Genomic DNA, 24,480 nt, shown 5'->3' on the forward strand with positions numbered 1-24,480 from the left:
GACCTCCGGACGGCGTGTACAGCGTTCACGTTCGGCCCAGGCGCACGGCACTTTCCCGCTGGGGCCGCTCCCCGATGGTCCGTCCCATCCCAAGCGCGCCAGTCACGACCCGCTGATCAGCCTACCGGGCGAGCCGTACGGCGCAGGTCCCGCGTCCACCATGCGAGCGACGATAGGAAAGAGGTCACCGTCGTGTTCCCGAAGTGTTCTCGTCGGATCCGGGAGAGGCCATGACCGCTGCAGAAGACCTCATCAGCGCCGCCGAGGCGCACTGTGCTCCCACCTACCGTCCGCTGCCGGTCGTCGTGGCCACGGCGGAGGGCGCGTGGATGACGGATGTGGAGGGGCGGCGGTATCTGGATCTGCTGGCCGGTTACTCGGCGCTGAACTTCGGGCACGGCAACCGGCGGCTGATCGAGGCGGCGAAGGCCCAGCTGGAGCGGGTGACGCTGACGTCCCGCGCCTTTCTGCACGACCGGTTCGCGGCGTTCTGCACGGAGCTGGCCGAGCTGTGCGGGATGGAGATGGTGCTGCCCGTGAACACCGGCGCCGAGGCGGTGGAGAGCGCGGTGAAGACGGCCCGGAAATGGGGCTACCGGGTGAAGGGGGTGCCCGCGGAGATGGCGAAGATCGTGGTCGCGGGCGGCAACTTCCACGGGCGTACGACGACGATCATCAGCTTCTCCACCGACCCGGAGGCCCGGGCGGACTTCGGGCCGTACACGCCGGGGTTCGAGATCGTGCCGTACGGCGATCTGACGGCGATGGGTCAGGCGCTGACGGAGAACACCGTCGCGGTGCTGCTGGAGCCGATCCAGGGCGAGAACGGAGTGATCGTGCCGCCGGCCGGATATCTCCCCGCGGTCCGGGAGCTGACCCGCGAGCGGAACGTGCTGTTCGTCGCCGACGAGGTCCAGTCGGGTCTCGGCCGCACCGGGCGGACCTTCGCGTGCGAGCACGAGGGGGTGGTCCCGGACATGTATGTGCTGGGCAAGGCGCTGGGCGGCGGGATCGTGCCGGTGTCGGCGGTGGTGTCGAGCGCGGAGGTGCTCGGGGTGTTCCGGCCGAACGAGCACGGGTCGACGTTCGGCGGGAATCCGCTGGCCTGCGCGGTGGCGCTGGAGGTGATCGCGATGCTGCGCACGGGCGAGTTCCAGGCCCGGGCGGCCGAGTTGGGCGAGCGGATGCACCGGGCGCTGGGGGCGCTGCTGGACACGGGCGCGGTGACGGCGGTGCGCGGGCGCGGGCTGTGGGCGGGCGTGGACATCGCGCGGAGGGTGGGCACGGGGAGGGAGGTCTCGGAGCGGCTGATGGACCGGGGGGTGCTGGTGAAGGACACCCACAGCGCCACGGTACGGATCGCTCCGCCGCTGGTGATCAGCGAGGAGGACCTGGACTGGGGGCTGGAGCAGTTCCGGGCGGTGCTGAGCGGCTGAGCGCGGGGGGTCAGAGGATCACATGGGGCAGGAAGCGGGCGTACTCGTCGGTGATCAGGCCGGCGGACTCGCGGATGCCGAGGCCGGCGGGCTCGTCCCGGACGACCCAGGCGCCGAGGACGACATGGTTGCCGTCGAAGGCGGGCAGCGGGGCGAGCTGCTGGTAGCAGCAGGGCTCGTCGCGGAGTACGGCCGGGGCGCCCGGCCGGTGCACGGTGACGCCCTCGCCCTCGCGGCCGAGCAGGGGTTTGGCGACGTAGCCGGGCGCGGAGGCCAGCTCGCGGGGGCCGTCGAGGTAGGCGGGGAGGAGGTTGGGATGGCCGGGGTACAGCTCCCAGAGGATCGCCAGCAGGGCCTTGTTGCTGAGCAACATCTTCCAGGCGGGTTCGATCCACAGGGTGCTGCCGGTGCCGCCGCCGTTGTCGAGGGTGGCGAGGACATGCCCGCCGAAGGCGTCGGTGGTCAGCCACTCCCAGGGGTAGAGCTTGAAGATGCTGCGGATGAACCGGAGTTGGTTGTCCACGAAGCGGCCGGAGAGGGTGTCCCAGCCGATCTCCTCCATGGACAGCCAGTCGGTGTCGAGGCCGGCCTGCTCGGCGGTCTCCTTCAGATAGGCGACCGTCATCAGGTCCTCCCCGAGCTCGTCGGCCGAGGAGTGCGCGAAGTGCAGGGGGCTGCCGGGAGGAAGGAGCGCGGCCTGGGTCCGCCAGGCCTCGACGAGGCGTTCGTGCAGGGAGTTCCACTGGTCGGCGCCGGGAAAGCGGTCCTCCATCCAGAACCACTGGGGGGAGGCGGCCTCCACCAGTGAGGTCGGGGTGTCGGCGTTGTACTCCAGCAGCTTGGCCGGGCCGGTGCCGTCGTAGCGGAGGTCGAACCGGCCGTAGACGGAGGGGAGTTCGGAGCGGCGCCGCCAGGCCTCGGTGACGGCGGCGGCCACGCCCGGGTCGGTGATGCCGAGGTCGGCGAGCCGGCCCTCGGCCACGATGTGCTCGGCGGCCACGAGACACATGCGGTGCAGTTCCTCGACGGTCTCCTCCAGCGCCTCGATCTCGTCCAGGGTGAAGACGTAGTAGGCGCTCTCGTCCCAGTAGGGGCGCAGGGAGCCGTCGGGGTGGCGGGTCAGGGGGTAGACGAGCCCCTGCTCCTCGACGGTCCGCTGCCAGCCGGGGCGGGGGGCGGTGGTACGGCGTTCCATGGGCCGGTGCCGGTCAGCCGCCGGAGCTGTGGTGGCCGCCGCCGAAGCCACCGCGGTGGACTCCGGTGCCGCCGTGGCTGCCGCCCGGACCCGACCTGGGCCTGGTGAAGGAGCCGCCGCTCACCCAGGAGCCCTTCTTCTTGCCGCCGTAGTACCAGCCGCCGTCGACCGAGGTCTTGAGGGAGGACGTCTTGCAGTTCTTGTCGGAGACGACCTTGTAGCCCTTGCCGTAGGTGTAGCTGTCGCGGTCGACGCAGCGCTTGTCCGGGTCGGAGGAGCAGGCGGTGAGGGCGGCGGCCAGCAGGCCCATGCCGCCGAGGACGACCGTGCCGGAGCGCAGTCGGCGGCGCGTGTTCTCCATCGTGGTGCTCCCCCGCGTGTTCGCCTGTTCGTAGGACTGTCGGTTCAGCCTAGAGAACGGTAAGAGGACAGGCCGCAGTGGGTTGCCGCCTCGGCCCTCTCCTAGAGTCCCTTTGTGGTCTTTGGAATGGTGTGCGCCCTTGGCGCGGCGGTCTGCTTCGGCACCGCGACGGTGTTGCAGGCGGTGGCCGCGCGGGCGGCGGGCGCGGACGGGGGTGGCGGCGAGGCGGCACTGCTGCTGCGGGCGCTCAGACAGTGGCGGTACATCGCCGGACTGGCGCTGGACGGGCTCGGCTTCCTGTTCCAGATCGCGGCGCTGCGGTCTCTGCCGATCTACGCCGTGAGTGCCGCCCTTGCGTCGAGCCTGGCGGTGACCGCGGTGGTCGCGGCGCGCCTGCTGCGGGTGCGGCTGAGCGGCACGGAGTGGAGCGCGGTGGCCGTGGTGTGTGCCGGGCTCGCGATGCTGGGGCTGGCGTCCGGGCCGGAGGGCAGGCAGGGCGGCTCGCAGGCGTTGGCGTACGTGATGCTCGCCGTGGCGGTCGGGATACTGCTGCTCGCCCTCGCGGGCGGCCGGCTGAGCGGTCCGGCGCGGGCGCTGGCGCTCGGGCTCGGGGCGGGGTTCGGGTTCGGGGTGGTGGAGGTGTCGGTCCGGCTGATCGACAGCCTGGCGCCGACGGATCTTCTGACCAACCCGGCGACCTACGCGCTGCTGATCGGGGGCGGCGCCGCGTTCATGCTGCTGACGTCGGCTCTGCAGCGGGGCTCGGTGACCACGGCGACCGCCGGGATGGTGATCGGGGAGACGATCGGGCCGGCGGCGGTGGGGGTGGTGTGGCTGGGAGACCGTACGCGGGAGGGGCTGACCTGGCTGGCCGTGCTCGGGTTCGCCGTGGCCGTGGCGGGCGCGTTGCTGCTGGCCCGATTCGGAGAGGCACCCGCGGAGGAGCAGCCCGCCTGAACGGGCTGCACGTTCAAGGACGAGGAGTGCGGGGCGGCCGGGAAACGGCCGCCCCTTTTTTGGCAATACATCCCCTGCAGACCGTGAACCCGTCGTGGCGGTTTAGTGAAATACATATGGCGATGGTCACGTTGTCTCCCCATCTGACGCTGTTTTAGTGTCGCGATCGACCACTTATTTTTGCTATACGTCTGTGTGCGCGGGGGCCCTCCGGTGTGTCTGACGGCACTTCACCGGAAACGGCGATCGCAATACCGGCTCACCGCTGAGTGGTTTTCCGGCCCGGTTCCTACGGCAGCGCCCTGCACAACGCCTCCAGCGCCCCCGCCCACGCGCTGTCCGGTGGGGTCGCGTATCCCACGACCAGCGCGTCCAACGGCTCGGCGACAGCCTCCTCGTGGCGGTAGCGGGCGAGGCCGTGCAGCGCCAGGCCCTGCCAGGTCGCGGCCTGGATCACCGACTGTTCCAGGCCGGCCGGCAACTGCAGCACCGCGTGCAGGCCGGCGGCGATGCCGGTGACCGTCACCTCGGGGGCGCGAGCGGAGACGGCGGCGGCGAGGGCGTCGCGGCGGCGCCGGTAGCGCAGGCGGGAGGAGCGGACGTGGCGGTCGTACGCGCCGGAGGTGATGAACTCGGCGAGGGTGAGCTGCTCCAGCACCCCCACCGTGTCGGTGCCGCCCTTGGCCGAGGCCGCCTCCTCCGCCAGGGACGGCGGCAGCACCATCCAGCCCAGTCGCAGTCCGGGGGCCAGGGACTTGCTGGCGGTGCCGAAGTAGATCACGCGATCGGGGTCGAGGCTCTGGAGGGCGCCGACGGGCTGGCGGTCGTAGCGGAACTCGCCGTCGTAGTCGTCCTCCAGGATCAGCCCGCCGGTGCGCCGCGCCCAGTCCACGACGGCGGCCCGCCGGTCGGGGTGCAGGGGCGTGCCCATGGGGAACTGATGGGCCGGGGTCAGCATGACCGCGCCCTGTCCGCCCAACGCCCGTGTGTCGGTGCCGAGTTCGTCGTACGGGAGGGCCGGTGTGGCCAGTCCGGACCGCTGGAGCAGGTCCCAGTACGCGTCGAGGCCGTACGACTCGACCGCCACCGTCCGCACGCCGCGCGCCCCGAGCAGCGTGCCGGCGATCCGCAGGGCGTGGGCGAAACCGGAGGTGATCAGCACCCGCTCCGGGTCGGTGCGGACGCCGCGTACCCGTGCGAGGTACCCGGCGAGGGCGGTGCGCAGTTCGGACCTGCCCCGCGAGTCGCCGTAGCCGAGGGCGTCGTAGGGGGCGGCGGCGAGGGCGCGGCGGGCGGCCCTGAGCCACTCGGTGCGCGGGAAGGCGGCGAGGTCGGGGGCGCCAGGGAGAAGGCTGTACGTCGACCGGTCGGGCTCCCGGTGGCGGGGTCGCGCGCTCCTGCCGGAGGGCGGAGTCGCCGCCAGCTCCGCCACGCGGGTGCCCGAGCCCTGCCGGGCGGTGAGCCAGCCCTCCGCCACCAGGTCCGCGTACGTCTCGGCGACGGTGTTGCGGGCGATGCCGAGGTCGGCGGCGAGGGAGCGGGAGGAGGGCAGCCGGGTGCCGGGGGCGAGGCGACCGGTGCGGACGGCCTCGCGCAGGGCGTCGGTCAGGCCCCGGCGCAGCCCGCCGGAGCCGGCCGGTTCGAGGTGCAGGTCGACGCCCAGAGTGGCCCAAGGTTTCGCCATATGAATGGACCATACTCCTGGGCTGCCTCGCTCATAGGGTCGAGGGCATGAGCACAGAGACCAGCACCGAGAAGACCGTCGAGTACGTCCCCGAGCACACCCCCCGCATGAACTGGGCCGAACAAGCCCCCGAGGTGTTCAAGGCGATGATCCGGCTCGACGCGGCGGCCCGGCAGGGACTGGACCCCACGCTGTACGAGCTGGTGAAGATCCGCGCCTCGCAGATCAACCACTGCGCCCTGTGCCTGGACATGCACACGAAGGACGCGCTGGCGGCCGGCGAGAGCGTCCAGCGGATCGTGCAGCTCAGCGCCTGGGAGGAGTCGAAGCACTTCTACACCGCGAAGGAACTGGCGGCGATCGAGCTGACCGAGGCGATCACCGTGCTGACGGACGGGTTTGTGCCGGACGAGGTGTACGAGAAGGCCGCCAAGCACTTCGAGGAGGCCGAGCTGGCCCAGCTGATCGCCGCGATCACGGTGATCAACGCCTGGAACCGGTTCGGTGTCACCACCCGCGCGGTGCCCGGCCACTACCAGCCGGGGCAGCACAAGTGAGCCGTACCCAGCTGCTGGACCCGAAGGTCGGCCAGGCGATGTCCGCGCTCAGCGCGGCCGCGAAGAAGGGGCTCGGTGATCCGGTCCTCGCCGAGCTGGTGATGATCCGGGCCTCGCAGCTCAACCACTGCGCGTTCTGCCTGGACATGCATCTGCGGCTGGCCCGGAGGAACGGCGAGTCGGAGGACCGGATCCAGCTCCTGGCCGCCTGGGAGGAGGCCGAGGATCTCTACAGCGAGCGGGAGCGGGCCGCGCTGGCGCTGACGGAGGCGGTCACCGTGCTGACCGAGGGCTTCGTGCCGGACGGGGTGTACGAGACGGCCGCCAAGCACTTCGGGGAGGCCGAGCTGGCCCACCTCATCGCCCTGATCACCGCCATCAACGGCTGGAACCGGATCATGGTCAGCCGCCGTACCGCACCAGGGGGTTACCAGCCATGAGCAAGGCCGACGTCTTCCGCGCCCTGCATCTCAAGCGTCCTCAGGGCGACCCGCTGGTCCTGCCCGGCCCCTGGGACGCGGCCAGCGCACGCGTGTTCGCGGAGGCCGGGTTCCCGGCGCTGGCCACGCCGAGCGACGGCGTGGCCGCCTCGCTCGGATACGCGGACGGCGCCACCCCGGCCGACGAGATGTTCGCCGCGGTCGCCCGGATCGCGCGGGCGGTGGACGTCCCGGTGTCGGCGGACCTCGAGAGCGGGTACGGACTCGCGCCCAAGGAGATCGTGGAACGCCTGCTGGAGGCGGGTGCCGTCGGCTGCAACCTCGAGGACTCGCACGGAGGTGTCCTCAAGGACCCGCACGAGCAGGCCGAGTTCCTCGCCGAGGTCCGCTCGGCCGCCGCCGACCGGCTGTTCGTCAACGCCCGGGTCGACGTCTTCGTCCGCGGGGACGGCGATCCCGAGCGCGCCATCGAGCGGGCCGCGCTGTACGTGGCGGCGGGCGCGGACTGCATCTACCCGATCCTCGCCCCCGCCGGCGTACTGCCCCTGCTCCGCGCCGGCATCCAGGGCCCGCTGAACGCCCTGGCCCGGCTGGACGCGGACGGCCCCTCGCCCGCCGCACTCGGCGAACTCGGGGCCACCCGCATCACGTTCGGACCGGGGCTCCAGCGGCGGGCCATGACCGGCGTCCGGGAGATCGCCAACGTCCTCAAGGGGTGAGGAGGTTCAGGACAGCCACCGCTTCCACACGGCGGGGTGGCTGTCCACCCACCTCTTCGCCGCGTCCTGGGGCGAGAGCTTCTGGTCGGCGATCATCAGGGAGACCTCGTTCTGGTCCTCGGTCGTCCAGCTGAACTTCTTCAGGAAGGCCGCCGCCTTGCCGCCGGACTTGGCGAAGCCGGCGTTCAGGTACTTCTGCAGCGGGGTGTGCGGGTAGGCGCAGGCGACCTTCGCCGCGTCCGCGTCGCATCCTTCCTTGTAGGGCGGCAGCTTCACCTCCGTCATGGGGACCTTCTTGAACAGCCACTGGGGGGCGTACCAGTACGTCAGGAAGGGTTTGTGCTGCTTGGCGAACTGTTTCATCTGGGTGATCTGGGCGGCCTCGGATCCGGCGAAGACGACCTGGTAGTTGAGCTTCAGGTTGTTCACCAGGGCCTTGTCGTTGGTGACGTACGACGGGGAGCCGTCCATCAGCTGGCCCTTGCCGCCGCTCTCCGCGGTGCGGAAGAGGGGGGCGTACTTGTCGAGGTTCCTCCAGTTCGTGATGTCCGGGTGCTGCTTGGCCAGGTAGGTGGGGACGTACCAGCCGATGTGGCCGGTCACTCCGAGGCCGCCGCCCCGCCGAATCGTCTTCTTGTCCTCGACGTACCGCTTCTCCTGGTCCGGGTGGCCCCAGTCCTCCAGGATGGCGTCGACCCGGCCCTGGCTGAGCGCGTCCCAGGCGGGCACCTCGTCGACCTGGACGGTGTCGACGCGGTAGCCGAGCTCGTGCTCCAGGAGGTACTGGGCCACGGCGACGTTGGACTGCGCGCCCACCCAGGACTGCACGGACAGGGTGACGGTCTTCGAGCCCCGGGCGTTGGCGAACGGGCTGGCCTGCTTGGTCATGTCGGCGGCGCCGCAGCCGGTCACCGTCAGCAACAGCAGCGAGCCCACCGCGAGTGTCGTACGTGCGCGCATGTCAGGCTCCCTTCGTCGCGCGTCGCTCGGTCGGCTGGGTCACCCGGTCGAGCATCAGGCCCAGGCAGACGATCGCGGCACCGGCCACCAGACCGGTCGCCAGGTCGCCCTGGGCGAGGCCGAAGGCCACGTTGTAGCCGAGGGCGCCGCCGCCGACCAGGCCGCCGATGATGACGACGGCGAGGACCAGGACTACGCCCTGGTTGACGGCGAGCAGCAACGACCGTTTGGCGAGCGGGAGTTGTACCTGCCACAGCTGCTGCCTGCCGGTCGCGCCGAGCGAACGCGCGGACTCCAGCGCGGCCGGGTCGACCTGGCGCAGGCCCTGCGCCGTGATCCGGACGACGGCGGGCAGCGCGTAGACGACGGCCGCGGCGACGGCGGGGGCGCGGCCGACGCCGAACAGGGCGACGACCGGGATCAGGTACACGAACTGCGGCATGGTCTGGAACACGTCCAGGACCGGGCGCAGCGCGCGTTCGACACGGTCGCTGCGTGCGGCGGCGATGCCGGTCGCGAAGCCGAGGACGAGCGTCACGGCCACGGCGGCGAGCACCTGGGAGAGCGTGTCGAGGGCCGGTTCCCAGACGCCGAGGACGCCGATCGCGGCCATGGCGAGGACGGCGGTCAGGGCGGTGCGCCAGGTGCCGATCGACCAGGCCAGGGCGGCGACGATCAGCAGCACCGACCACCAGGGCAGCCACTGCAGACCGCCGCGCACGGGGTCCAGGACCCAGGTGGTGAAGTGGCCCGCCCAGTCGGCCGTACCGCCGACGACCGGGACGCCGGAGTAGAGGTGGTTGGTCATCCAGTCGACGGCGTGGTTGACCGGTTCGGCGATGTCGAGGGTCCAGCCGGAGGGCCAGTCGAGACGGCCGAGGAGCCGGGCGGCGAGGGCGACGGCCACGGTGACGCCGAGGGCGTAGGCCCAGCCGATGGTCTTCGGGCGGGTGGTGCCGGCGCCTGCCGCTCCGGTCACCCGGTCCAGGACGATCGCGAGCAGCACGATCGGGATGCCGGCGGCGAGGGCCTGGCCGACGTCGACCGAGGCGAGCGCCTGGTAGACGCGGTCACCGAGGCCGCCGGCACCGATGACCGAGGCGATGACGGCCATGGACAGCGCCATCATGATCGTCTGGTTGAGGCCGAGGAGGAGTTCGCCCCGGGCCAGCGGGATACGGGCGGTCAGCAGCCGCTGGCGGCGGGTGGCGCCGAGCGACTCCACGGCCTCCAGGACTTCGGGGTCGGCGCCGCGCAGGCCGAGTGCGGTGAGGCGGGCCATCGGCGGGGCGGCGTACACGACGGTGGCGAGCACGGCCGCGGGGACGCCGATGCCGAAGACCAGGACGACGGGGAGGAGGTAGGCGAAGGCCGGGAGCACCTGCATGGTGTCCAGGACCGGGCGCAGGGCGCGGTCCAGGCGGTCGGACAGGCCGGCGGCGAGGCCGAGGAGCGCGCCGACGACGACAGAGGCGAGGACCGCTACGACCATGAGCGCGAGGGTCTGCATGGTCGGCACCCACATGCCGAGTGCGCCGCAGGCCAGGAAGGCGATCGCGGTGCCGGCGGCGAGGCGCGGGCCGGCGAAGCGCCAGGCGAGCAGGGCGCCGAACGCCGTGACGCCGGTCCAGCCCGCGGCGAGCAGGGTGAGGTAGACGGCGCGTACGGAGAGGACGACCGCGTTGCTGATGTAGCCGAAGAAGTAGAGGAACAGGGGGTGGCTGTCCCGGTTGTCGATGACCCAGTTGCTGGCGCTGGTGAGGGGCTTGTCCAGGCTGACGGTCAGGTGGTGGGGCCATGATCCGCCGTGGAGGAGGGGCAGGAGTACGGCGGTGACGAGCGCGAGCAGGAGCAGTTTCGCCGCGGTCCGACTCTTCAGCAGGCGGAGGGAGTTCGCGCGGGAGGAGGTCGGGACGGTGAGCGTTGCCATCAGACGGCCTCCGGGCTGGTGCGGGGGCCGGGTATGGACACGTCTATACCGGCCACGACGTCCAGCAGCAGTTCGTGGTCCACGGTGCCGACGCAGGTGCCGTCCTCCAGCACGCACGCCGGCGTGCCGGTCTCGGCCACGGTTCGGATCGCGTCCGCGACCACGGCGTCCGGGGCGAGCGCGCCCGGGTGCTCCGGGCCGCCGCAGGCACCCGGCTTCATGGCCGTACGCACCGTCATCACCTGCTCGCGCGGCACGTCCCGGACGAACTCGCGGACGTAGTCGTCGGCCGGGGAGCCCACGATCTGCTCCGGGGTGCCCAGTTGGACGACCTTGCCGTCGCGCATCAGGGCGATACGGTCGCCCAGCTTGAGGGCCTCGGAGAGGTCGTGGGTGATGAAGACCATGGTGCGGCCCTCCTCGCGGTGCAGGCGGGCCACCTCGTCCTGCATGTCGCGCCGGATGAGCGGGTCGAGGGCGCTGAACGGCTCGTCGAACAGCAGCACCTCGGGGTCGACCGCCAGTGCCCGTGCGAGCCCCACGCGCTGGCGCTGGCCGCCGGAGAGCTGGGCGGGGCGGCGGTGTTCCATGCCTTCGAGGCCGACCTTGGCGACGACCTCGGCGGCCCGCGCGCGCCGCTCGGCCTTGCCCATGCCCTGGATCTCCAGGCCGTACGCCACGTTGTCGAGGACCGTGCGGTGCGGGAGCAGGCCGAAGTGCTGGAAGACCATGGCGGCCCGGTGCCGGCGCAGTTCGCGCAGGCGGGCCTTGTCCATCGCGCGGACATCCTCGCCGTCGATGGAGATCGCGCCCGCCGTCGGTTCGATGAGGCGGGTGAGGCAGCGGACCAGGGTGGACTTGCCGGAGCCCGAGAGGCCCATGACCACGAAGACCTCGCCCTTGCGGACGTCGAAGGAGACGTCCCGGACGGCCGCCGTACAGCCCGTGCGGGCGCGCAGGTCGGCGGGATCGAGGGCGCCGAGTTCGGGGTCGGCGGGGATCCGCTGCGGCTTCGGGCCGAAGACCTTCCACAGGCCTGAGACCGAGAAGACGGGGGTGTCGGTGGTGGGCGGCTTGCGGGTGGGGACGGTGCGGTTCATCGGGCGTCACCTCCGATCAGGTCGACGGCTTTCTCCCCGACCATGAGCACCCCGATCATCGGGTTGACGGCGGTCATGGTCGGGAAGACGGACGCGTCGGCGATGCGGATGCCGTCGAGGCCGCGGATCTTCAACTCCGGGTCCACTACGGCGTGTTCGTCGTCGGCGGCGCCCATCTTGCAGGTGCCGGCCGGGTGGTAGACGGTGTGCGCTACCTTGCGGGCGTACTCGCCGAGTTCGGCGTCGCCCTGGATCTCGGGGCCGGGGCAGACCTCGCGCTTGAGCCAGCTCGCGAGGGGCTCGGTCGCGGCGATCTCGCGGGCGATGCGGATGCCGTCGACCAGGGTCCTGCCGTCGTAGTCGTCCTCGTCGGTGAAGTAGCGGAAGTCGAGGGCGGGTTTGACGGACGGGTCGGCGCTGGTCAGGTACAGACGGCCGCGGCTCTTCGGCTTGGGGATGTTGGGGGTCATCGAGACGCCGTACGAGGGGCGCTCGTAGCCGAGCCGCTCCGGGTTGTCCGTGAACGGGATCTGGTAGAAGTGGAACATCAGGTCCGGGCCCGCGTGTCCGGGGTCGCGGCGCACGAACAGGCCCGCGTCGGAGTCCATCGCGGAGTTCTCCGGGATCGGGCCGTGGGTCTCCCAGACGATGACCGACTCGGGGTGGTCCAGCAGGTTCTCGCCGACGCCCGGCAGGTCGTGGACGACGGGGATGCCGAGGGCTTCCAGATCCCCCCGGGGGCCGATGCCCGAGTGCAGCAGCAGGCGGGGCGAGTCGACGGCGCCGGCGCACAGGACGACCTCGCTCCGGGCGCGGATCAGCAGTTCCTCGCCGTCCTTGGTGCGCACGTGGACGCCCTCGGCGCGGGTGCCGTTCAGCTGGAGCCGGTACGCCCAGGTCTCCAGCAGGATGGTGAGGTTGGGGCGCTCGTCCATCACGGGGTGCAGGTAGGCCACCGACGCCGAGGACCGCTTGTTGTTCTCGGGGTGGTAGGCGAGGTCGAAGAAGCCGACGCCCTCGGTGAACGGCTTCCTGTTGAAGCCCTCGACGCGGGGGACGCCGAGCGCGGCCTGGGCGGCGTCGACGAAGTCCCGGGCGATGGCGTTCCGGTCCTTCTCGTCGACGGAGACGATGTTGTTCTTCAGGCGGGCGAAGTAGGCCTCCATGGGGACGGCGCCCCAGCCCTTGGCGCCGGCCTCCTCCCACTCGTCCCAGTCGGACGGCAGCGGCTTGAAGGAGATCAGGGTGTTGTGGGAGGAGCAGCCGCCGAGGACGCGGGCGCGGCTGTGCCGGATGTGGGAGTTGCCGCGGGGCTGCTCCACCGTCGGGTAGTCGTAGTCGAGGTCGCCGCCGAGCAGGCCCATCCAACGGCGCAGGGTGAGGACGTCGTCGCGGCCGACATCGCTCGGGCCGCCCTCGATGACGGCGACGGTGACGTCCGGGTTCTCGGTGAGGCGGCAGGCGATGACGGAGCCCGCCGTGCCGCCGCCGATGACGACGTAGTCGTAGACGTGGGGGGTGTGGGACATGGGGGTGTTACTCCAGGGGGTCTTTCCGGGGGAAGAGGGATGCTCAGCCGGCGAACCAGCGCACCGGCTTCGGCGCGAGGTTCTGGTACACGTGCTTGGTCTCGCGGTACTCGGCGAGTCCGGCGGGCCCCAGTTCGCGGCCGGTGCCGCTCTTGCCGAAGCCTCCCCACTCCGCCTGCGGCAGGTAGGGGTGGAAGTCGTTGATCCAGACGGTGCCGTGGCGGAGGCGGGCCGCGACGCGCCGGGCCCTGCCGGGATCGGTGGTCCAGACGGCGCCGGCGAGGCCGTACTCGGTGTCGTTGGCGAGGAGGACGGCTTCCTCCTCGGTGCGGAAGGTCTCGACGGTGAGGACCGGTCCGAAGACCTCCTCGCGGACGACCCGCATCTCGCGGTGGCAGGCGTCGAGGACGGTCGGCTCGTAGAAGTAGCCGGACTCCGGGCGGTCCTCACCGGGTTCCGGCCGCTTGCCGCCGCAGCGCAGTACGGCGCCTTCTTCCAGCGCGGAGGCGACGTACGCCTCGACCTTGGCGCGCTGCTGCGCGGAGACGAGCGGGCCGCACTCGACGCCGTCCGCGGTGCCGCGGCCGAGCCTGATCTTCCGTGCGCGGCGGGCGAGTTCGGCGACGAAGCGGTCCCTGACGGACTCCTCGACGATGAGGCGGGCGCCGGCCGAGCAGACCTGGCCGCTGTGGATGAAGGCGGCGTTGAGGGCCTGGTCGACGGCGGTGTCGAAGCCGTCCTCGGTGGCGCAGGCGTCGGCGAAGACGACGTTGGGGTTCTTGCCGCCGAGTTCGAGGGCGACCTTCTTCACGGTCGGGGCGGCGGCCTGGGCCACCTTGGTGCCGCTGGCCAGGCCGCCGGTGAAGGAGACCAGGTCGACGTCGGGGTGCTCGGCGAGCCGGGCGCCGACGGTGTGGCCGGGGCCGGTGACGATGTTCGCCACTCCGGCGGGCAGACCGGCCTCCGCCAGCAGCTCGATCAGCGCGATGGTGGTCATCGGAGTGATCTCGCTGGGCTTGACCACGAAGGTGTTGCCGGCGGCGAGTGCCGGGGCGATCTTCCAGCTGGCCTGGAGGAGCGGGTAGTTCCAGGGGGTGATCAGCGCGCAGACGCCGACCGGCTCGTGTACGACGACGCTGTGGACGTCGGCCGAGCCCGCGTCCACGACCCGGCCCGGCGCCTCGGCGGCGACCAGGTCGGCGAAGTAGCGGAAGGCGTCGGCGACACAGTCGATGTCGATCCGGCCCTCCTCGACGGTCTTGCCCGCGTCCCGGCTCTCCAGCAGGCCGAGTTCCTCGCGGCCCTGCACGAGGAGATCGGCGACGCGGCGCAGCAGGGCGGCGCGTTCGGCGACCGGGGTGTGCGGCCAGGGGCCGTGGTCGAAGGCCTGCCGGGCCGCGGCCACCGCGCGCTCGGCGTCCTTCTCGTCGCCCTCCGCGACCACGGCGAACGGCCGGGCGTCCGCGGGGTCGAGGATCTCGCGCGTCGCGCCGGAGATCGCTGGAAGCCACTCGCCTCCCGCGTGGATGGTCGCCTGGGCCTGTCGTGCCGTTCTGTCCGCCATGATCGGTGTTGCCTTCCGTTCCTGATCCGTGCCCCTGTGTCACACGCGTGTCACGCTCGGGGACCGTCGCCGCCTGCCCAGGTCGCGCACCTCGCATGCGCAATCGACCGCCGAAAGTGCGCGGCATCACACCGGAACCACCGCAGGGCGAGCCGGGATCATTTAATTCCAGAATTCACGGAATGTAATTTCCTGTGTATTCATAATTCCTTCAAATGTGCGTCAACACGCACCGAACGGCTCACCTTTCAGGTCTATGCATTCGCCCGAATGCCCCAAAGCCGGCCTCCGGTGACCATCGTTAGGTGATCGTGAAGCGATTGGACTGGCAGGCAGCCGAGGATCATCCGACGACCACTCTGCGCTGGAGCGGCGAGGTGGACATCACGTCATGCTCGGATCTGCTCGAAGATTTCCTGACAAGAATCAAGACCATGGAAAATGAATATCGGCGGACGATGGCAGATTTGTACCGGGCGTCCTGAGGCGGGGAAGGAGGTCAATCGATGGACACCTGGAGCGTCCCGGCAGCGGACATCGCGCCGAACGACTGGGACCCGGTCGAGGAACTGGCCCAGATACTGGCCACACCGACCAGCGTGCGCCCCGTCGCCACCCCGCTGGTGCCGCCCCCGCGCAGGAGCGGCCGCCGGCGGCTCCGCCAGGAATCCCATCTGCTCGACGGCGGTCGACGCGTCACGCACATCACGCTGCTGATCGCGACGGTCTCCCTGTGTGCGGTGTGCATGCTGGCCTGGTCCGTCTGCTATTCCTATGGGCAACTGCGCGAAATCGCCTCGTCGGTGCTGCCGATGAGACTGGCGCAATACTGGCCGCTGACGGTGTACGGGCCATGGTTCGTGGCCGCCCTTTCCGTCCTGCGGGCCACCGCTCAACGCCGCAGCGCGTGGCGCTCCTGGTGCATTGTGCTGGCCGCTTCCGCGATGGCCGTGGCGCTGTGCGTCAGCCACTCGTCACATGCGCTGCTCTCGTTAGTGATCTTCGGGATTCCGCCGGTCACCGCTCTGGCGTGTTTCTGGGAACTGGTCGGCCAGATCGCGATCAGGAGCCGCCCCCGGCACGCCACGCACAACGTTCCGCCAAAGTCCGCACCGTGAGGCCGGCCCGCCGGCGCCATGGACGCGGCGAAGGTCTTTGACTATGGTCAAGGAATGGAAACCTTTGACCATAGTCAAAGAACCCCGGTCCGCGCGGAGGACGTGGCCGCCTTCCGCCGCTTCAACCGGTACTTCACCCGCCGCATCGGCGTCCTGGACGATCACTACCTCGGTCAGGACCGCCCGCTCGGCGAGGCCCGGCTGCTGTTCGAGATAGGTGAGGGGGTGTCCCTGCGGGAGCTGCGCGGGCGGCTCGGTCTGGACGCCGGTTACCTCAGCCGGATGGCGAAGGCCCTGGAGGCGCAGGGCCTGGTCCGGCTCGCGGTGCCCGCGCACGACAACCGGCTGCGCATGGTCGAGCCGACCCCGGCCGGCCGTGCCGAGGTGGCCGAGCAGCAGCGCCGCGCGGACGCCCTCGCCGCCGGTCTCCTGGAGGGCCTCACCCCGGCCCAGCGGGCCGAGCTGACCGGGTCCATGGCGACCGCGGAGCGGCTGCTGCGGCTGGCCGGGATCAGCGTGGAGAGCGTCGACGGCGCCTCGGCGGACGCGCGCACCTGCCTGGACGCCTACGCGGCGGACATCGACGCGCGCTTCCCCGAGGGCTACGACAAGGCGGCCCTGGTCCGGCCCGAGGAGGTGACCGGGGACGCCGGCGCCTTCCTGGTGGCCTACGAGGAGGGGCGGCCGGTGGGCTGCGGGGCCCTCAGACGCCTCGCCCCCGGAGTCGGCGAGATCCGGCATGTGTGGGTGCGCCCCGAGGCGCGCCGGCTGGGGCTCGCGCGGCGGCTGCTGGCGGAGCTGGAGCGGGAGGCGCGGGCGCGCGGCCTGGCGGTCGTACGCCTGGACACGCACGCCGTGCTCACCGAGGCGCAGTCGATGTACCGGGCGTGCGGGTACGCCGAGATCCCGCGCTACAACGACGACGTATACGGCGGCCACTGGTTCGAGAAGCGGCTGCTTCCTGAGGACAGCGCCTGACATCCGTCGTCCGAGGCCGAGTTCGGCCCGGGGGACTTTGCAACACGGCAGAGCTCGGCATCCCCACGCGGGATGCCGAGCTCTGCCGTGTCTCCGGAACCCTTAGATGAGGCCCAGCGAGCGAACCGCCTCGCGCTCCTCCTCCAGCTCCTTCACCGACGCGTCGATGCGAGCACGGGAGAACTCGTTGATGTCCAGGCCCTGGACGATCTCGTACTTGCCGTCCTTGGTGGTGACCGGGAAGGAGGAGATCAGGCCCTCCGGAACGCCGTAGGAGCCGTCCGACGGGATGCCCATGGACGTCCAGTCGCCCTCGGCCGTGCCGTTGACCCAGGTGTACACGTGGTCGATCGCGGCGTTCGCGGCGGAGGCGGCCGACGACGCGCCACGGGCCTCGATGATCGCGGCACCGCGCTTGGCGACGGTCGGGATGAAGTCCTCGGCCAGCCACTTCTCGTCGCCCACGACCTCGGCGGCGTTCTTGCCGGCGACCGTGGCGTGGAAGATGTCCGGGTACTGGGTGGCGGAGTGGTTGCCCCAGATGGTCAGCCGCTTGATGTCGGCGACCGTCGAACCCGTCTTCTTCGCGAGCTGGGTGAGCGCGCGGTTGTGGTCCAGGCGGGTCATCGCGGTGAAGCGTTCGGCCGGGACGTCCGGCGCGGCGGCCTGCGCGATGAGCGCGTTGGTGTTGGCCGGGTTGCCGACGACCAGGACCTTGATGTCGTCCGCGGCGTGGTCGTTGATGGCCTTGCCCTGCGGCTTGAAGATGCCGCCGTTGGCCTCCAGCAGGTCGCCGCGCTCCATGCCCTTGGTGCGGGGGCGGGCGCCGACCAGGAGGGCTACGTTGGCGCCGTCGAAGGCGACGTTCGGATCGTCGGTGATGTCGATGCCCTGGAGCAGCGGGAAGGCGCAGTCGTCCAGCTCCATGGCCGTGCCCTCGGCGGCCTTGAGCGCGGGCGTGATCTCCAGGAGGCGCAGCTTGACCGGAACGTCCGCGCCGAGCAGCTGGCCGGAGGCGATGCGGAAGAGCAGGGCGTAACCGATCTGGCCGGCCGCGCCGGTGACGGTGACGTTCACGGGAGTGCGGGTCATGGCGTTCTCCGTATGACAGCTGGCGGTGGGGCGTCCCTGCCCCGGGCGGATGATCGATCTCTCGGCGTCAAGAGATCGATCCAGCGGTCAGGCTATCGCGCATCCGGCATGCGAGACGTACAGGGCCGTGTGGCTCACCCCACAAGTCGGACACATGGCAAAACGAAGGGGCGGCCGCCCGTCCGGGAGAGGGGGGGAGAGGACGGAGGCGGCCGCCAGGTGGGGGTACCGGTTTGCCGGACTCCCGTGGGGGTACTGGGCCGCGTGCCCAGAATCCCGCCCACCATGCACCCGACCCCCGAATTTCATTCTCCCGGTTCAGCGCACGGTCCGCGCCGGCTCTACTTGGTGCACCCCGTCCGCCCGGATGCCAGGGTCGCGCAGGCCTTGGCCTCTGCCGCGTTCTTCACCGCGACCATCGGGGTGTAGGCGATGGTGTCGCCGACGCCGGAGGTCTCGCCGGTCTGCCGGGCCTTCCCGGCGGAGATCTGGACCTCGTCGCCCTCGGCGGCGCCGGTGATGCGGCCCCAGGCGGTGCCGCAGGCCCTGCTGTAGCGGACCTCCAGGGTGGTGGTGCCGACGGTGGCGGTCTTGGCCGTGGTCACCAGGTCACCGCTGCACCCCATGGCCTCGGCGTCCTTCCCGTCGCAGGCGGAGCCGGTGCACTTGACCCCGGGCGGCGGGGTCGCGTGCGTGGTGGCGGTCGGGGACGGCGGCTTGGCGGCGTTGTGGTGCTTGCCGCCGTCCCGGTTGGTGAAGAAGAAGACGGCGCCGATGACGACGAGCACGCCGACGAGCCCCGCCAGGAACATGATCACCCGCTGCCGCCCCGCGTTCCCGGAAGCCGCGGTGCCTCCCCCGGCGGACCCGGGTTCCTGTGGTCGGCCGTCGTAAGGGTTCGGGGTGTTGGGGGTCCGGCCGGGGCCCTCGGCCGAGCCGGCGGGCCGCACACCGTTCGCGGCAGTGGCACCGGCACCGGCGCGCGCCCCGGCGCCGGGGCGGGCGCTCGCCGTGGACGGACCCTGATACCCGGCCAGACCCCAGGAGTTGCCACCCGGGTTCCCGGCACGCTGCCCAACGCCGTCCCGGCCACCAGGACCGAGGCCCACACCCTCAGCCAGCCCCAGGCCCGCCCCGTCGGCCGTACCCAGCCCCGCCGCGTCGGCCGCACCGAGTCCCGCCATGTCGGCCGCACCGAGTCCCGCGCGATCGTCCGTACCAAGGCCCGAACCGGCGCCCGCACCACGCCCGGAACCACCGCCCGGCCCAAGCCCCGCTCCCCCGGCCGAGCCACGACCGGAACCGTCGGCCCGATCACGCCCGTTGGCCCGATCCCGACCGTCGACCCGATCCGGCCCGTCGACCCGACCACGACCCTCGGCCCGACCACGGCCCTCGGCCCGACCACGACCGTCGACCCGACCACGACCCTCGGCCCGATCCCGACCGTCAACCCGATCCCGACCGTCGGCCCGACCACCACCCTCGGCCCGATCACGCCCCGCCCCCTCCCGTGCGTCGGCGTCGGGGGCCGTCGGCTGGGTGGGGATGGTGGGGGAGACGCCGGCCGGGCCGGCGATCCCCATGGCCGCGTCGGCGCTCTTGCGGCCGGACGGGCCGCCGGTCGCCTCCGCCGCGCCGAACTCCCCGAGCGCCGCGCGCGCCTGGGAGATGCGGATCGCCTCCATCGTGCGGTCGTGTCGCATCTCGGCCCGGCTCCAGGCGCGTTCGGCCAGCTCCCACATCGTGGTCAGATGCACCAGGTTGGTGCCGGTGACCTCGGCGAGCGCGACGATCGCGCCCTTGGGTGCGAGGAGCCGGCCGCCCAGGTAACGCTCCCAGGACGTCTTGCTGTAGCCCGTGCGGTCGGCGAGTGCCGCGACGCTCAGGCCGCTGCGGTCCACGAGCCGCCGCACCTGCTGGGTGAACTCCTTGATCTGCGGATCCAGATCCTCCGGCAGATCCTTCCAACGAGGCATCGCTTCCCCCCTACTTCCCCCGTCCTGGCTACCCACAAGGATGCACTGCCTGAGGATCCCAGTTCCCGGAGTGGGGGCGCGCGGGAGCACGAACGGCGCGCGCGGACACCGTAGCGGAACGGTCACTTCCGTGCCACAGCGCATGGACAGGCGTTGAACAGGCGGTTCTTGGGCGGAAGGCTGATTCCCGGCGGTGGTTCGCCCTTCCTCGGGGGAAAGGGCGAACCACTGTTCAGCGGGCGTCGAATTCCGGCCGGCAGGATCCGGCGGCGCGCTGTGCGGCCGCTACTTGCTGCTGCTGAGCGTGACGTGCAGGAGGTCCTTCAGGAACGGTATCTGCAGCCACGGATTGGGCTGGGCCATCATCGCCAGCAGGGCGATCGCGAGACCGAGGACGCCGTAGGTGGCGATGTCCGTGAAGCGGGAGCGGACGGCGAGCATGCCGACGCTCGGCAGTATCCAGCGCATGACCGCGCCGGCCAGCAGGGCCACGCCGATCAGCAGGGTGCCGGCGCGGAACGCGTCGAGGGCGGTCAGCAGCAGGCCGAGCGCGACCCCGCCGAGCACCACGAGCAGGGGCCACTGCCGCGCCGGGGCCGGGGCGTCGCCGGAGGCGGCCCGGCCGCCGCCCTCGGGCCGCGCGGTGTCCCGGGTGATCCGCGGGAAGCGGCGGGTGGTCCGCTTCCCACGCTCCTCGGCGCCGGTGTGCACTCCGCGGGTGACCGCCCCCGCGCGGGCGTTCTCAGCCGGCACTGCGCTCCGCCGCCTCGACCACGTTGACCAGCAGCTGCGCCCGGGTCATCGGGCCCACGCCACCGGGGTTCGGGGAGATCCAGGCGGCCACCTCGGCCACGTCGGGGTGCACATCGCCGACGATCTTGCCCTCTGCGGTGCGGGAGACCCCGACGTCGAGGACGGCGGCGCCCGGCTTGACGTCCTCGGCGCGGATCAGGTGCGGGGAGCCGGCCGCCGCGATGACGATGTCGGCCCGCTTCAGGTGGGCGGCGAGATCGCGGGTGCCGGTGTGGCACTGGGTCACGGTGGCGTTCTCGCTGCGCCGGGTGAGCAGCAGCGGCATGGGCCGGCCGATGGTGACACCGCGGCCGACGACCACGACCTCGGCGCCCTTGATCTCCACGCCGTGGCGGCGCAGCAGGGTCAGGATGCCGTTCGGGGTGCAGGGCAGCGGGGCCGGCTCGTTCAGCACCAGCCGGCCGAGGTTCATCGGGTGCAGCCCGTCGGCGTCCTTGGCCGGGTCCATCAGCTCCAGGACGCGGTTCTCGTCGATGCCCTTGGGCAGCGGCAGCTGGACGATGTAACCGGTGCAGTCCGGGTCCTCGTTCAGCTCCCGTACGACCGCCTCGATCTCCTCCTGCGTCGCCGTGGCGGGCAGCTCGCGCTGGATGGAGGCGATGCCGACCTGCGCGCAGTCGCGGTGCTTGCCGGCGACGTACTTCTGGCTGCCGGGGTCGTCCCCGACCAGGATCGTGCCGAGGCCGGGCGTGACCCCCTTCTCCTTCAGCGCCGCCACGCGGGCGGTCAGATCGGACTTGATCGCGGCTGCGGTGGCCTTGCCATCGAGAATCTGGGCGGTCATACCCCCATCCTCGCGGATGACCCGCCCCCGGTTCCAATCCGGGTCCCCCGCTGTCCGCCCGCGCCGTGTCACGACATGATCGGTGATGTTGCACTTGCACAACACCTGCGTCATCCGGCTGGACAAGCCGGTAACCGGTCAAGAACGATGAGCAGACAGTGCAGCGGGCAGCTCATCGGGGGGACGGACCGCATCTGTAGAAACCCTCCTCCGTGCAGTGCCGCGCCTCGTCCCCGCACTCGATCAACGGAGGAAACACCGCCATGAGCTTCGGCGAACCGAACAACCCCTACGGCCCGCCGCAGGGCCAGCAGCCCGGTTACGGCTACCCGCAGGGCCAGCAGCCCGGTTACGGCTACCCGCAGGCCCCGCCCGTCCAGCAGCCGTACGGCGCCGGCGCTCCGATGACGGCCATGCCGGGCAACGTCAGCGCGGCCCGCGTGCTGCTGTGGGTGATCGTCGGCCTGCAGGTCATCGGCGTGGTGATCTTCGCCTTCGCCGGTGTGGCCCTCAACAAGGCCAGCAACGACAGCTCCGTCCCGTCGACCCTCCGGGACTACCCGGTCGGCGTGATGTGGGCCTTCGCGGCGCTCGCGCTCGCGTGGCTGGTGTGGGCGGCCGTCCTGGCCTCGAAGTTCACCACCGGTGGCAACGGCCTGCGCGTCACGGCCCTGGTCTTCGGCATCATCACCGCCGTCCTCGCGCTCTACCCGTTCACGGTCCTGGGCATCATCCACCTGGTGCTCGGCATCCTGATCGCCTGCTTCGTGGGCGGCTCCAACGGCAAGGCCTGGTTCAACCGCGCGCGCTACTGAACCCGCCCGCGCGACGGAACAGTTCGCGCCATTTCAACGCCGAGGGCCGTGTCTCACCCGTCCAGGGGGAGGCACGGCCCTGGTGTGTCCCCCTAGTCTGACCGGGTCGGCCGGGGTGGCCGTCAGGCACGGGGAGACGCACCTTGTACAGCATCATCGTCGTACCTCCGCCGACCCCGGAGGACCGACAGGACAGCACCCGGATCCGGCTCGCCCCGGGTGAGCGCCTCACCTTCGGACGGGCCCCCGGCAACGATCTGACGATCCCGCACGACGGGGTCTCCCGCCGCGCCGGGGTACTGAGCGCCCAGGGCGCGTTCTGGATACTGAGCAACCTGTCCGCGCGGCAGACCTACGTCGTGGAGAACCCCGAGGGCGCCGGCGAGCACATCAAGGTCGGCCCGGGCCGGCTCGACGCGCCCGTCCCGTTCGAGTTCTCGCGGATCGTGCTGCCCGCCGCCGGGGACCTGCTGACGATCGAGGTGTGGGCGCCGCGCCACGACTATCTGCGGGAGGGGGCCGGGCCGGACGGGGACACCACCGCGCCCGCCTTCTCCGTCGACCGCACCAAGCGCTACTTCGCCGTCCTGGCCGCCCTGTGCGAACCGCGGCTGCGCGGCGACCCGCACGCCCCGCTGCCCACGGTCGACCAGGTCGTCGACCGGCTGCGCCCCGCCTGGCCGGCCGCCTCGCGCACCTCGGTGCAGTGGAACATCGACTACCTCGCGGTGAAGCTGCGGCTCAAGCCCGGCCCGGAGACCGCGGACACCGGTCCGCGCCTCAACGGCAAGAAGGAGTCCCTGGTGTCCCTGGCGCTCCGCTTCGACCTCGTACGGGAGGACGACCTGGTCGTCCTGTCCTCCGCCGACGCGAGCCGTACGGCCCGGTGACCGAGCCGTACGCCGTGCCGGTGCCGCGGGGTTACCGGGTCGGCGCCTGGGAGGTGCGCGAGCCGATCGCGACGGGTGCCTTCGGCAGCGTGTACGCCGGCCGGCGCACCGGCGGCCCCGAAGAGCTGCCCACCGCCGCCGCCCTGAAGTTCCTGCCGACCGGTACCGGCACCCCGCGCCAACTGGCCCATCTGCGCGAACTCATCGAGCGTGAGATCGATCTGCACCGGCGGCTCAGCCGGCCGCGGCTGATCCGGATGTACGAGTCCCTCGTCGTCGACGACCCGGACCGCCCGGAACTCGACGGCGCCACCGTCCTCGTGCTGGAGCGGGCCGAGGGCTCCCTGTCCGCCCTGCTCGCCGCCGCCCCACGCCCGGACGCCGGGCCCGCGCTGCTCGCCCAGATCTGCGAGGGGCTGGCCCAGCTGCACCGGGCGGGCTGGGTGCACGGGGACCTGAAACCGGCCAATGTGCTGCTGATGGCGGACGGTTCGGCGCGGCTCGCCGACTTCAACATGGCCGCCGAGCTGGAGGGCACCCACGCCTACTCCCCGGCCTTCTCGACCCCGGACTACACCCCGCCCGAGCTGCTGTGGTCGGAGATCGGGGAACGCGGCCGGCGGATCCGGCCGTCCGCCGACGTGTGGGCCTTCGGCGTGCTCGCCCATCTCGTCCTCGCCGACTCCTTCCCGCTGTCCGGCGCCACCCCGACGGCCCGCCGCGACGCGGCCGCCGCCTATGCGCGGGGCACCGACGCACTGCGCCTGTCGCCCCAACTGCCGGACGTGTGGCGGGAGATCGTACGGGACTGCCTGGCCCGGACGCACGAGACACGCATCGGCACCGAGGCACTGCTGCGCCGCGTCGAGGCGGCCGCCGGCACCGGCAGCTCGCCACGCCTGCCCAGCCGGCTGTTCCCGCTGTTCCCGCCGTTCCGGCGCCGCGGACGCCGACGGGTGGCCGTCGCGGGCGCCGCCGCCGCGACCGTCGCCGTCGCGGCCCTCGGCTACGGCATCAGCACCTGGGCGGGCGACGGCGGCACGGACGGCAAGGCCCTGGCCGCGTACGGCGCCTCGGAACTCCGCACGGACAGGGGCGTCCCGGTGCAGTACCGCAAGCTCATCGTCGACTCCGCCCACGCCTGCCCCGAGCCCGATGTGACCCCCGCGCTCATGGCGGCGATGCTGAAGGCCGAGAGCAATTTCGACCCGAACCTCTCCGACCCGGCCAAGCACGAGTTCGGTATCGCCCGCTGGACCCCCGCCGTCCTGCGCTGGTACATGCGCGACGACGGCGCTCCCGCATCGGCCACGCCCACCCCGCCCCTCACCCCCTCCGTCTCCATCCCGGCCATGGGCCGCTACCTCTGCTTCATGGCGCCCAATCTGAAGGCCGGCCTGCCCGGCGACAAACGGGTGCTGCTCTCCGCCGCCTACCGGACGTCGTACAAGAAAGTGAACGACGCGAACGGAGTTCCCCCGAGGTACCGCGACTACTGCGCCCGCGTCGCCCACTACCTCAAGGAGTACACGCCCCCGGGAAAGAAGTGACCCTCAGACGTCCGAGGTACCGGCACGGG

General features: G+C 71.6%; 23 protein-coding genes and 1 riboswitch. Of the genes, 11 read left to right on the forward strand and 12 right to left on the reverse strand.

The window, feature by feature from the left end; all coding sequences use genetic code 11:
* Positions 1 to 27 precede the first annotated feature (27 nt).
* Positions 28 to 116: riboswitch (ZMP/ZTP riboswitch) on the reverse strand.
* 114 nt (positions 117 to 230) lie between these two features.
* Positions 231 to 1,436, forward strand: a complete 1,206-nt coding sequence (gene rocD / locus ACWCQS_RS02205) for an ornithine--oxo-acid transaminase (RefSeq protein ID WP_451002704.1) — start codon at positions 231 to 233, stop codon at positions 1,434 to 1,436.
* A gap of 10 nt (positions 1,437 to 1,446) precedes the next feature.
* Here the strand turns inward: rocD and ACWCQS_RS02210 are convergent, their stop codons facing one another.
* Together ACWCQS_RS02210 and ACWCQS_RS02215 are read right to left on the reverse strand one after the other, a co-directional pair.
* Entirely contained in the window at positions 1,447 to 2,631 is a 1,185-nt protein-coding gene (locus ACWCQS_RS02210; RefSeq protein WP_451002705.1) for a glutathionylspermidine synthase family protein, read from the reverse strand.
* Between the two features lie 13 nt (positions 2,632 to 2,644).
* Positions 2,645 to 2,992 (reverse strand): hypothetical protein, encoded by a 348-nt coding sequence (locus ACWCQS_RS02215; protein WP_451002706.1) that lies wholly within the window; start codon positions 2,990 to 2,992, stop codon positions 2,645 to 2,647.
* Between the two features lie 126 nt (positions 2,993 to 3,118).
* On the opposite strand from ACWCQS_RS02215, the gene ACWCQS_RS02220 reads away from it, so the two are divergent.
* Positions 3,119 to 3,949, forward strand: a complete 831-nt coding sequence (locus ACWCQS_RS02220; protein ID WP_451003012.1) for a DMT family transporter — start codon at positions 3,119 to 3,121, stop codon at positions 3,947 to 3,949.
* Between the two features lie 289 nt (positions 3,950 to 4,238).
* Here the strand turns inward: ACWCQS_RS02220 and pdxR are convergent, their stop codons facing one another.
* Positions 4,239 to 5,633 (reverse strand): MocR-like pyridoxine biosynthesis transcription factor PdxR, encoded by a 1,395-nt coding sequence (gene pdxR / locus ACWCQS_RS02225; RefSeq protein ID WP_451002707.1) that lies wholly within the window; start codon positions 5,631 to 5,633, stop codon positions 4,239 to 4,241.
* A gap of 47 nt (positions 5,634 to 5,680) precedes the next feature.
* Between pdxR and ACWCQS_RS02230 the strand changes: the two genes are divergently transcribed.
* Genes ACWCQS_RS02230 through ACWCQS_RS02240 form a run of 3 tightly spaced genes read left to right on the forward strand, consistent with a single transcriptional unit; the run spans position 5,681 to position 7,349 of the window.
* Entirely contained in the window at positions 5,681 to 6,190 is a 510-nt protein-coding gene (locus ACWCQS_RS02230; RefSeq protein ID WP_451002708.1) for a carboxymuconolactone decarboxylase family protein, read from the forward strand.
* On the forward strand, positions 6,187 to 6,630 hold the full coding sequence (locus ACWCQS_RS02235; RefSeq protein WP_451002709.1) for a carboxymuconolactone decarboxylase family protein: 444 nt from the start codon (positions 6,187 to 6,189) through the stop codon (positions 6,628 to 6,630). Before ACWCQS_RS02230 ends, ACWCQS_RS02235 begins: the two co-directional genes overlap by 4 nt.
* Positions 6,627 to 7,349, forward strand: a complete 723-nt coding sequence (locus ACWCQS_RS02240; RefSeq protein ID WP_451002710.1) for an isocitrate lyase/PEP mutase family protein — start codon at positions 6,627 to 6,629, stop codon at positions 7,347 to 7,349. Before ACWCQS_RS02235 ends, ACWCQS_RS02240 begins: the two co-directional genes overlap by 4 nt.
* A 6-nt stretch (positions 7,350 to 7,355) precedes the next feature.
* Here the strand turns inward: ACWCQS_RS02240 and ACWCQS_RS02245 are convergent, their stop codons facing one another.
* Genes ACWCQS_RS02245 through ACWCQS_RS02265 form a run of 5 tightly spaced genes read right to left on the reverse strand, consistent with a single transcriptional unit; the run spans position 7,356 to position 14,432 of the window.
* Positions 7,356 to 8,309 carry an ABC transporter substrate-binding protein gene (locus ACWCQS_RS02245; protein WP_451002711.1) on the reverse strand — a complete coding sequence of 318 codons (954 nt, stop codon included), beginning with the start codon at positions 8,307 to 8,309 and terminating at the stop codon, positions 7,356 to 7,358.
* Between the two features lies 1 nt (position 8,310).
* Entirely contained in the window at positions 8,311 to 10,239 is a 1,929-nt protein-coding gene (locus ACWCQS_RS02250; RefSeq protein ID WP_451002712.1) for an ABC transporter permease, read from the reverse strand.
* Complete coding sequence (locus tag ACWCQS_RS02255; protein WP_451002713.1) at positions 10,239 to 11,339, reverse strand: quaternary amine ABC transporter ATP-binding protein; 1,101 nt, start codon at positions 11,337 to 11,339, stop codon at positions 10,239 to 10,241. Before ACWCQS_RS02255 ends, ACWCQS_RS02250 begins: the two co-directional genes overlap by 1 nt.
* Positions 11,336 to 12,868, reverse strand: coding sequence for a GMC family oxidoreductase (locus ACWCQS_RS02260; protein ID WP_451002714.1), 1,533 nt, complete (start codon positions 12,866 to 12,868; stop codon positions 11,336 to 11,338). Before ACWCQS_RS02260 ends, ACWCQS_RS02255 begins: the two co-directional genes overlap by 4 nt.
* 43 nt (positions 12,869 to 12,911) lie before the next feature.
* Positions 12,912 to 14,432, reverse strand: coding sequence for an aldehyde dehydrogenase family protein (locus tag ACWCQS_RS02265; RefSeq protein ID WP_451002715.1), 1,521 nt, complete (start codon positions 14,430 to 14,432; stop codon positions 12,912 to 12,914).
* A gap of 305 nt (positions 14,433 to 14,737) precedes the next feature.
* Between ACWCQS_RS02265 and ACWCQS_RS02270 the strand changes: the two genes are divergently transcribed.
* The 3 genes from ACWCQS_RS02270 to ACWCQS_RS02280 are packed head-to-tail and all read left to right on the forward strand — an operon-like array spanning position 14,738 to position 16,528.
* Entirely contained in the window at positions 14,738 to 14,917 is a 180-nt protein-coding gene (locus ACWCQS_RS02270; protein WP_451002716.1) for a hypothetical protein, read from the forward strand.
* 21 nt (positions 14,918 to 14,938) lie between these two features.
* Positions 14,939 to 15,550, forward strand: a complete 612-nt coding sequence (locus tag ACWCQS_RS02275) for a DUF2637 domain-containing protein (RefSeq protein ID WP_451002717.1) — start codon at positions 14,939 to 14,941, stop codon at positions 15,548 to 15,550.
* A 54-nt stretch (positions 15,551 to 15,604) separates the two neighbouring features.
* Positions 15,605 to 16,528, forward strand: a complete 924-nt coding sequence (locus ACWCQS_RS02280) for a GNAT family N-acetyltransferase (RefSeq protein ID WP_451002718.1) — start codon at positions 15,605 to 15,607, stop codon at positions 16,526 to 16,528.
* A gap of 102 nt (positions 16,529 to 16,630) precedes the next feature.
* On the opposite strand, the gene ACWCQS_RS02285 is transcribed toward ACWCQS_RS02280, so the two are convergent.
* The 4 genes from ACWCQS_RS02285 to ACWCQS_RS02300 form a co-directional block, all read right to left on the reverse strand.
* On the reverse strand, positions 16,631 to 17,620 hold the full coding sequence (locus ACWCQS_RS02285; RefSeq protein ID WP_450984310.1) for a malate dehydrogenase: 990 nt from the start codon (positions 17,618 to 17,620) through the stop codon (positions 16,631 to 16,633).
* Between the two features lie 341 nt (positions 17,621 to 17,961).
* Positions 17,962 to 19,599, reverse strand: coding sequence for a DUF2690 domain-containing protein (locus ACWCQS_RS02290; RefSeq protein WP_451002719.1), 1,638 nt, complete (start codon positions 19,597 to 19,599; stop codon positions 17,962 to 17,964).
* A 285-nt stretch (positions 19,600 to 19,884) separates the two neighbouring features.
* Positions 19,885 to 20,352, reverse strand: coding sequence for a DUF3017 domain-containing protein (locus ACWCQS_RS02295; RefSeq protein WP_451002720.1), 468 nt, complete (start codon positions 20,350 to 20,352; stop codon positions 19,885 to 19,887).
* Positions 20,342 to 21,196, reverse strand: coding sequence for a bifunctional methylenetetrahydrofolate dehydrogenase/methenyltetrahydrofolate cyclohydrolase (locus ACWCQS_RS02300; protein WP_388619834.1), 855 nt, complete (start codon positions 21,194 to 21,196; stop codon positions 20,342 to 20,344). Before ACWCQS_RS02300 ends, ACWCQS_RS02295 begins: the two co-directional genes overlap by 11 nt.
* Before the next feature lie 263 nt (positions 21,197 to 21,459).
* On the opposite strand from ACWCQS_RS02300, the gene ACWCQS_RS02305 reads away from it, so the two are divergent.
* The 3 genes from ACWCQS_RS02305 (at position 21,460) to ACWCQS_RS02315 (ending at position 24,451) form a co-directional block, all read left to right on the forward strand.
* Positions 21,460 to 22,011 carry a hypothetical protein gene (locus ACWCQS_RS02305; protein ID WP_451002721.1) on the forward strand — a complete coding sequence of 184 codons (552 nt, stop codon included), beginning with the start codon at positions 21,460 to 21,462 and terminating at the stop codon, positions 22,009 to 22,011.
* A gap of 143 nt (positions 22,012 to 22,154) precedes the next feature.
* Entirely contained in the window at positions 22,155 to 22,901 is a 747-nt protein-coding gene (locus tag ACWCQS_RS02310) for an FHA domain-containing protein (protein WP_451002722.1), read from the forward strand.
* Positions 22,898 to 24,451, forward strand: a complete 1,554-nt coding sequence (locus tag ACWCQS_RS02315; protein WP_451002723.1) for a protein kinase domain-containing protein — start codon at positions 22,898 to 22,900, stop codon at positions 24,449 to 24,451. The genes ACWCQS_RS02310 and ACWCQS_RS02315 overlap by 4 nt, the downstream gene beginning before the upstream one ends.
* The last annotated feature ends 29 nt before the right edge of the window (positions 24,452 to 24,480 follow it).

This window comes from Streptomyces sp. NPDC002076 (genome assembly GCF_053593835.1).